The organism is Blautia sp. RTP21359st1_E11_RTP21359_211015 (assembly GCF_040910705.1).
GTDB classification, from domain to species: domain Bacteria; phylum Bacillota; class Clostridia; order Lachnospirales; family Lachnospiraceae; genus Blautia_A; species Blautia_A fusiformis.
In genome coordinates this window covers 1-8,312 of sequence record NZ_JBDGAB010000091.1, presented here as the reverse complement: position 1 = coordinate 8,312, position 8,312 = coordinate 1, and the positions used below count along the sequence as shown (strand labels likewise).

Sequence of the window (8,312 nt, the reverse complement as noted above, 5' to 3'; positions counted from 1 at the left end):
GAGCAGGAGAAGGTAAAAAAATCAAATGATAAAAAAAGATAATACTTCAAAACAGATCAGGATCTACTGTCTGGTCGTAGGGATCATTTCCTTCTTTATAGTATCCGTCTGCGGACAGCTGCTCAACAGGAATACTGTAAATGAAGAGAAAATGCGAGCTGCTTTTACAGCGGAAACAACCGTGAACCGGATAAGATCACAGCTTAACCGATATCTTGATGTCTCAGAATTCTTTCAGAATATCATTGGATCCGGACATCAGATGGACAGTAAAGAATTTCAGGCTCTGTCGCAGATGATCTCCGACGATTCTCAAATTATAAAAGTTATTGAACTGGCACCGGACGGAGTAGTTAAGGATATTTATCCTCTGAAAGGAAATGAGGCAGCTTTTGGAATTGATATGCTAAATAGTCCGGCCCGTAAACATGAAGCGAATCTGGCAATGAAAAGCGGCCAGTATACCATAGCCGGTCCTTATGAGCTGAATCAGGGAGGCCTTGGCTCACTGTTGTTTGAACCGATTTATATTACAGATAAATCCGGGGAAAAATCCTTCTGGGGATTCTCAATCCTGGTACTTGACTGGAACCGATTTCTGGAAGAACTGGAACTGGATAAGCTTACCGATGCTTCCTACTGTTATCAGATGTGGAAAAAAGACGGAAATTCCGGAAAGAAAACGATCATTGCCCAGGGTGGAGATGCGATTCACAAAGGAGCTGTACAGATCAGCTGTAAGGTTCCAAATGACACTTGGTATTTTGAGATTATTCCACATACCGGATGGGTTACCGTGAAACAGCAGGCACTGGTTTTTCTGGTTGCTGTAAGCATAGCGGTTCTGGCCACTGCGATCTGTTATCTGATGCTTCACAGAAAACAGAGAGAAAAACTGTATACAGAAGAAATCCGGAAGTCCGCGGAAAAAGCCAGAAAAGCAAATGAGGCAAAGACGAGATTTCTCTTTAACATGAGCCATGATATCCGGACGCCAATGAATGCCATCGTAGGATTTTCCGGACTTCTTGAGAAGAGTCTCCATGATGAAAAGAAATCTCTTGGCTACATAAAAAAGATCAGGGTTTCCAGCGATATTTTGCTGACGATCATCAATCAGGTTCTGGAAATGGCCCGTATCGAAAGTGGAAAGATCACTCTGAATCCGGAAAGTGTAAATATCCGTGAAATGGTGGAAGCCATGAACACCGTTTTTGAATCATCCCTTACAAAAAAATCTCTGGAATATCAGTGCAGCCTGAATGTGGTCCACGATCAGATCCTGTGTGATAAAACAAAGATGGAGGAAATTATTCTGAATGTTGTCAGCAATTCCATCAAGTATACCAATCCTCATGGAAAGATCACAGTATCCATTGATGAGCTGGATTCTGAGGATGAGAAAAACGCAAACTATAAAGTTGTTGTAGAAGATAACGGGATTGGAATGAGCCAGGATTATCTTCCACATATCTTTGAGGAATTTTCCAGGGAACATACTTCTACGGAAACCAGAGTTGCAGGCACAGGACTTGGACTTCCAATCGTAAAATCTCTGGTTGACCGGATGGGTGGAACCATCGAAGTAGAAAGTGAAGAGGGAAAAGGCACCCGCTTTATTATGAAATTTTCTTTTCCTGTCAGTTTAGAAAACCAGGTTCGGGAAAAAGAGAAACAGAATATTCCGGATATTACAGAGAAGCTTGAAGGAAAACGGATTCTTCTTGCGGAAGATAATGAACTGAACGCGGAAATTGCGGAGACAGTTCTTGAAGAAACCGGAATAAAAGTGAAACATGTGGAAGATGGCATCCAGTGTATTGAGGAACTGAAAAAGATGCCGGAGAAATATTATGATGTGATCCTGATGGATGTCCAGATGCCAAATATGGATGGTTACACGGCAACACAGAGGATCCGGGATTTGGACGATTCGAGAGCTGAGATTCCGATCATTGCCATGACAGCCAATGCTTATGATGAGGACAGACGGAAGGCACAGGAAGCGGGAATGGATGGTTTTCTGGCGAAGCCACTGGACGTGGATGAGATGATGCGTCTGCTGGCCCAAATTATAAAAACAGAATAAATGAAACAGCACAAAACGCAGGATTTTTCTGGAGAAAAATTCCTGCGTTTTTTTGGCGGAAATGTATTGACAAATCCCTGTACTATGATATAATTCAATCAAATCACAGAAAACATATATAGTTACTAGGAAATAAGGGAATAGAGATAAGGAATTAAGGAGGATATCACCATGGGTAAAATTTACGGAAGCGCACTGGAACTGATCGGAAACACACCGCTTGTAGAGGTTAAGAACGTAGAGAAGTCTGAGGGACTTGAGGCTACAGTACTTGCCAAGCTCGAGTATTTTAACCCGGCAGGAAGCGTTAAGGACAGAATCGGTAAGGCAATGATCGAGGATGCAGAGCAGAAAGGCGTTCTGAAACCAGGCGCAACCATCATCGAGCCAACATCCGGTAACACAGGAATCGGACTTGCAGCTATCGCAGCTGCCAAGGGATATAAGACAATCCTCACCATGCCGGAAACCATGAGTGTTGAGAGAAGAAACATCCTGAAAGCATATGGTGCAGAGGTAGTTCTCACAGACGGAGCCAAGGGAATGAAAGGTGCCATTGCCAAGGCAGAGGAGCTTGCCAAGGAGATCCCGGGAAGCTTTATCCCAGGACAGTTTGAGAACCCGGCCAACCCGAAGGCACATGCAGCGACTACAGGTCCGGAGATCTGGAACGATACAGACGGAAAGGTAGACATCTTCGTAGCTGGTGTTGGTACAGGCGGAACGATCACAGGTACAGGTGAGTATCTGAAGAGCCAGAACCCGAATGTGAAGGTTGTAGCTGTTGAGCCTGCAACTTCTCCTGTACTTTCCGAGGGAAAAGCAGGCCCGCATAAGATCCAGGGTATCGGCGCAGGTTTTGTTCCGGATACACTTGACACCAAGGTTTATGATGAGATCATCGCAGTAGAAAATGAGGATGCATTTGAGACATCCAAACTCCTCACCAAGAAAGAGGGAATCCTTACAGGAATTTCTTCCGGTGCAGCTCTCTATGCTGCGATCCAGCTTGCAAAACGCCCGGAGAACAAGGGAAAAGTGATCGTAGCACTTCTTCCGGACAGTGGAGACCGTTACTACTCCACACCACTGTTTACAAAATAATCGATCCGAAGACCGCTTCTTTTGCCCCGAAGCGTGATCCTGCGGGATTATTTACGGCGCTCCTGAATGCCTGTCCAAGCAGGCTGCCGGAGCGCCGGTTTTATTCTTATTTTTACCGAATCAAGTAAGTCCCCTGCGGGGTTGCGAAAAACAATAAGCATTGGATGGGGACTTGCTTGTATCAGGAGGAGTGCAGGCTCCTTCTGATAAACTGCGAAGCAGTTATTCGGTTATGAGCAAGTAGCAAAGCGGATTGCGAATATCCGCTTGACTTGTATCAGATAGTTTTTTAGGGTATAATAGAGAAAACAAACAAAACCTATTAACAATATAAAGAATAAAGTCTGCAAAGCAGATTCTGCTTCCTATGAAAGAAGATACAGGAAGCTGCCTGTGCATCACAGAGAAGGGTGCCGGTCATGGAATACAGAGGAATATTTCCGGCCGAACAGCTGCACAATAACAGAAAGAGCGAAAGGCTATAAATCAGAAGAATACTGAAATATTGGAGGTAAATATTACATGAGGATTTCTACAAGAGGAAGATATGCGCTGAGACTGATGTTGGATCTTGCTACAAATTATACAGGAAAACCGATCCGCCTGAAGGATGTGGCGAAGCGCCAGGAGATCTCAGATAAATATCTGGAGCAGATCATATCCATCCTGAACAAAGCAGGCTTTGTCCGCAGTGTCCGTGGCCCTCAGGGCGGCTATGCACTGCAGCAGACCCCGGATAAATACACGGTCGGAATGATCCTTCGTCTCACAGAAGGAAGCCTTTCCCCTGTGGAATGTCTGGACGACAACGGAGCCTTCTGTGAACGTGAGGAGAACTGTGTCACCCAGATCCTCTGGAAAAAGCTGGACGATGCTATCAAAGGTGTGGTGGATCATATAACATTGGAAGACCTGATGAACTGGCAATCCGTGAAGGCGGACGAGTACATCATATAAAAAAAACTGCGCAAGCAGCTTTTTTTTATATCACATTTTTTTACTAACATTTTACAAAACCGCGATTTTATATTTTACCTTCCATTTCTATAATAACACCTGTATTTAAGCAGTAAGCAAGTAAAAATGATCATAGAAATGAGGAGAAAAAAATCATGAAAAAAAGAATCGCAGGTATTTTAACAGCAGCACTTATAGGAACTACAGTAATGGGAACCGTTGTAATGGCAGCACCATCCGGAGCGATCGACGTAATTTCCCGTGAGGACGGATCCGGAACACGTGGAGCATTCGTAGAGCTGTTTGGGATCGAAGAAGAAAAAGACGGCGAGAAAGTAGATATGACAACACAGGAAGCAAGCATCACAAACAACACAGATGTAATGCTTACCACAGTAGCAGGCGATGAGAACTCTATCGGATACGTATCTCTGGGTTCCCTCAACGATACAGTAAAAGCAGTAAAGATCGACGGAGCAGAGGCAACAGCAGAGAACGTTGCAGATGATACATACAAGGTAGCACGTCCGTTCAACATCGTAACAGGCGACAAGCTCAGCGATGCAGCACAGGATTTCATCAACTACATCATGAGCTCTGACGGACAGGACATCATCGAAAAAGAAGGCTACATCAAAGTAGATGAAAAAGCAGAGGCATACAAAGCCGGAGATGCAAAAGGCAAAGTCGTAGTTATGGGATCTTCTTCCGTAGGACCTGTAATGGAGAAGCTTGCAGAGGCATATCAGAAAACAAACAAAAACATCACAGTAGAGGTTCAGGTCAGCGACTCCACAACAGGAATCAATAGCGCAACAGAGGGTGTATGTGATATCGGAATGGCATCCCGTGAGCTGAAGGACGAGGAAACAGAGAAAGGTGTTAAAGCTACAGAGATCGCAAAAGATGGTATCGCAGTCATCGTAAACAACGACAATGACCTTGAGGAGCTTTCAAGTGACCAGGTAAAATCCATCTTCACAGGTGATATCACAGACTGGGAAGACGTGACCAAATAAATTCCCGGATAAAAAACGATTGAAGTATCTTACAAAGAGCGGCGATCATGACAAGGTCAGGAAAGCCGCTCCGTTATATATCAGCACAGTGGATATCCACTGGAACAGAGAGAAAGGTGTCTTATGAATCATTTAGGAGAAAAGGCCATGAAGGTCGTTTTTCTCATTGCGGCCTGTGCATCGGTTCTTGCAGTATTTCTTATTTGTGTGTTCCTTTTTGCAAACGGCCTTCCTGCAATGGGAAAGATCGGTCCCTTAAAATTCCTCTTCGGAACAGAATGGAGACCAACAAACGATAAATTCGGAATCCTGCCAATGATCGTGGCAAGTATTTATGTAACTGCAGGAGCAATCCTTATCGGAGTGCCGATCGCACTTTTTACATCCGTATTTATGGCAAGATATTGTCCGAAAAAAATCTATAAACCACTGAAATCCGGTATTGAGCTTATGGCAGGCGTTCCATCCATCGTATATGGCTATTTTGGTCTGGTTCTCCTAGTACCGCTGATCCGCCAGCTGTTCGGAGGAACCGGAAGCAGTATGCTGGCAGCATGTATCCTTCTGGGAATCATGATCCTTCCGACGATCATCGGAGTTACGGAATCGGCAGTACGAAGCGTTCCGGAAAGCTATTATGAAGGCTCACTTGCACTTGGCGCAACAAAAGAAAGAAGCATTTTCTTTGTTATGCTTCCGGCAGCAAAGTCAGGAATCCTGGCAGGCGTTGTCCTTGGGATTGGACGTGCTATCGGTGAGACCATGGCCGTGATCATGGTAGCCGGAAACCAGCCACGTATGCCGAAGGGACTTCTTCAGGGTGTCCGTACCATGACTGCAAACATCGTAACAGAGATGGGATATGCATCAGGACTTCACAGAGAAGCACTGATCGCAACAGGAGTTGTGCTCTTTGTATTTATCCTCATCATTAACTTAAGTCTTTCACTGCTGAACAGGAGGGCGGAACATGCAAACTAATGTATCAGTAGCCGCGGATCCTGCGGTAGAAACAACCATGAAAAAAAGGAATACACTTACCATAGGAGATCAGCTGAAGTCTTATGCAAGACATCCTGGCGCAGGAGTCCTGGCATTCCTCACATTGCTGGGAGCAGTGATCACTTTTGCACTGCTGTTCTTCCTGATCGGCTATGTGCTTGTAAAAGGTATTCCTTATCTGAATGCAAGTCTGTTCAGCCTTACCTATACCTCAGAGAATGTTTCCCTTCTCCCGTCACTGATCAATACCCTGATCATGACACTGGTATCTCTGGCGATTGCCGCTCCGGTAGGAATTTTTGCAGCGATCTTCCTTGTGGAATATGCAAAAAAAGGCAGCCGCTTTGTAAAGCTGATCCGTATTACCGCAGAGACACTTTCCGGCATTCCATCCATCGTATATGGTCTGTTCGGTATGCTGTTCTTTGTAACTGCGCTGCACTGGGGCATGTCTCTTCTTTCCGGTGCCCTGACCATGGTGATCATGGTACTTCCCCTGATCATGCGTACCGCTGAGGAAGCGCTGAAATCCGTTCCGGATTCTTACCGTGAGGCAAGCTTCGGACTTGGAGCAGGCAAGCTCCGTACTATTTTTACTATCGTACTTCCCTCCGCAGTTCCCGGAATCCTGGCAGGTGTGATCCTGGCCATCGGACGTGTGGTAGGTGAGACAGCGGCACTTCTTTATACCTCCGGTACTGTTGCGGCAGTTCCAAACAGCCTGATGGGTTCCGGACGTACCCTGGCACTTCACATGTATGTGCTTTCCAGTGAGGGACTTCATGTAAACCAGGCATCTGCAACAGCAGTAGTCATTCTGGCATTTGTACTTGTTATCAACGGACTGTCCGGTCTGGTAGCCAGAAAAATTGCGAAAGGATAATGATCGATCATGAGTGAAAATACAAAAATTTCAATTGATAATATGAATCTCCATTACGGAAGCTTTCATGCCCTGAAGGGAATCAATATGGAGATCCCGGAAAAAGAGATCACAGCATTTATCGGACCAAGCGGCTGTGGTAAATCCACACTTCTGAAATCCTTAAACCGTATGAACGACCTTGTGGAGGGCTGTACCATCACAGGAAAGGTAGAGCTTGACGGGGAAGATATTTACGGAGATATGGACGTGAATCTTCTGCGTAAACGTGTGGGAATGGTATTCCAGAAGCCCAATCCGTTCCCAATGAGCATCTATGATAACATTGCATACGGCCCGAGGACTCACGGTATCCGTTCCAAGGCAAAGCTGGACGAGATCGTGGAAAAATCTCTCCGTGATGCGGCCATCTGGGATGAGGTCAAGGACCGTCTGAAAAAAAGTGCTCTTGGAATGTCAGGGGGACAGCAGCAGCGTCTCTGCATTGCCCGCGCCCTGGCAGTACAGCCGGAGGTGCTTCTTATGGATGAGCCCACATCTGCCCTGGACCCGATCTCCACTTCCAAGATCGAGGATCTGGCAGTAGAGCTTAAAAAGGATTACACCATTGTCATGGTCACACATAACATGCAGCAGGCAACCCGTATCTCCGACAAGACAGCGTTTTTCCTTCTTGGTGAGGTTGTGGAATTTGCGGATACAGACAAGCTGTTCTCCATGCCGGCGGATAAGCGTACAGAGGATTATATTACAGGAAGGTTTGGTTGATATTATGTCAGAACGTTTTGTAAGACAGCTGGAAGAGCTTCACGTGGAACTGATCACCATGGGAAGTCTCTGCGAAAAAGCAATTTCACTTTCTGCCAAAGCTATTCAGGGTGAAGGCGGGATGACTCTCATTGGCAAGATCTTTGAGACGGAAAAAGAGATCGATGCACAGGAAAAAGAGATTGAAAATCTCTGCATGAAGCTTCTTCTTCATGAGCATCCGGTAGCCGGAGATCTGCGATCCATTTCCGCAGCGCTGAAGATGATCTCCGATATGGAACGCATCGGTGATCAGGCAGCAGATATTGCGGATCTGTCCAAGCATATCGAAGACAAAGCAGTTACCGGAGATATCATTAATATCCGGAAGATGGCAGAGGATACTGTCCGGATGGTTACAGAAAGCATCGATGCCTTTGTAAAGGGTGATCTTGAGCTTTGCAGAAAGGTTATTGACGATGATGATAAGGTGGACGATGCCTTCAATGAT

8 protein-coding genes are annotated in these 8,312 nt (G+C 45.5%); all 8 read left to right on the top strand.

Annotated elements, in window-relative coordinates:
- Window positions 1–25 precede the first annotated feature (25 nt).
- Window positions 26–2,089 (top strand): ATP-binding protein, encoded by a 2,064-nt coding sequence (locus AB5026_RS18260; protein ID WP_368214102.1) that lies wholly within the window; start codon window positions 26–28, stop codon window positions 2,087–2,089.
- A gap of 171 nt (window positions 2,090–2,260) precedes the next feature.
- A complete protein-coding gene (gene cysK, locus AB5026_RS18255; RefSeq protein WP_119248087.1) occupies window positions 2,261–3,193 on the top strand; it encodes a cysteine synthase A in 933 nt (310 codons plus the stop codon).
- Window positions 3,194–3,715: 522 nt separating this feature from the next.
- Window positions 3,716–4,150, top strand: a complete 435-nt coding sequence (locus AB5026_RS18250) for an Rrf2 family transcriptional regulator (protein WP_021977005.1) — start codon at window positions 3,716–3,718, stop codon at window positions 4,148–4,150.
- A gap of 155 nt (window positions 4,151–4,305) precedes the next feature.
- Window positions 4,306–5,169, top strand: a complete 864-nt coding sequence (locus tag AB5026_RS18245; protein WP_021652475.1) for a substrate-binding domain-containing protein — start codon at window positions 4,306–4,308, stop codon at window positions 5,167–5,169.
- Between the two features lie 123 nt (window positions 5,170–5,292).
- A complete protein-coding gene (gene pstC, locus AB5026_RS18240) occupies window positions 5,293–6,150 on the top strand; it encodes a phosphate ABC transporter permease subunit PstC (RefSeq protein WP_118061759.1) in 858 nt (285 codons plus the stop codon).
- 37 nt (window positions 6,151–6,187) lie between these two features.
- Entirely contained in the window at window positions 6,188–7,054 is an 867-nt protein-coding gene (pstA, locus tag AB5026_RS18235; RefSeq protein WP_243279043.1) for a phosphate ABC transporter permease PstA, read from the top strand.
- Between the two features lie 9 nt (window positions 7,055–7,063).
- A complete protein-coding gene (pstB, locus tag AB5026_RS18230; protein WP_015526284.1) occupies window positions 7,064–7,822 on the top strand; it encodes a phosphate ABC transporter ATP-binding protein PstB in 759 nt (252 codons plus the stop codon).
- A 4-nt stretch (window positions 7,823–7,826) separates the two neighbouring features.
- Window positions 7,827–8,312: phosphate uptake regulator PhoU (locus AB5026_RS18225; protein WP_368214101.1), on the top strand; the 486-nt coding region annotated here is incomplete at its 3' end.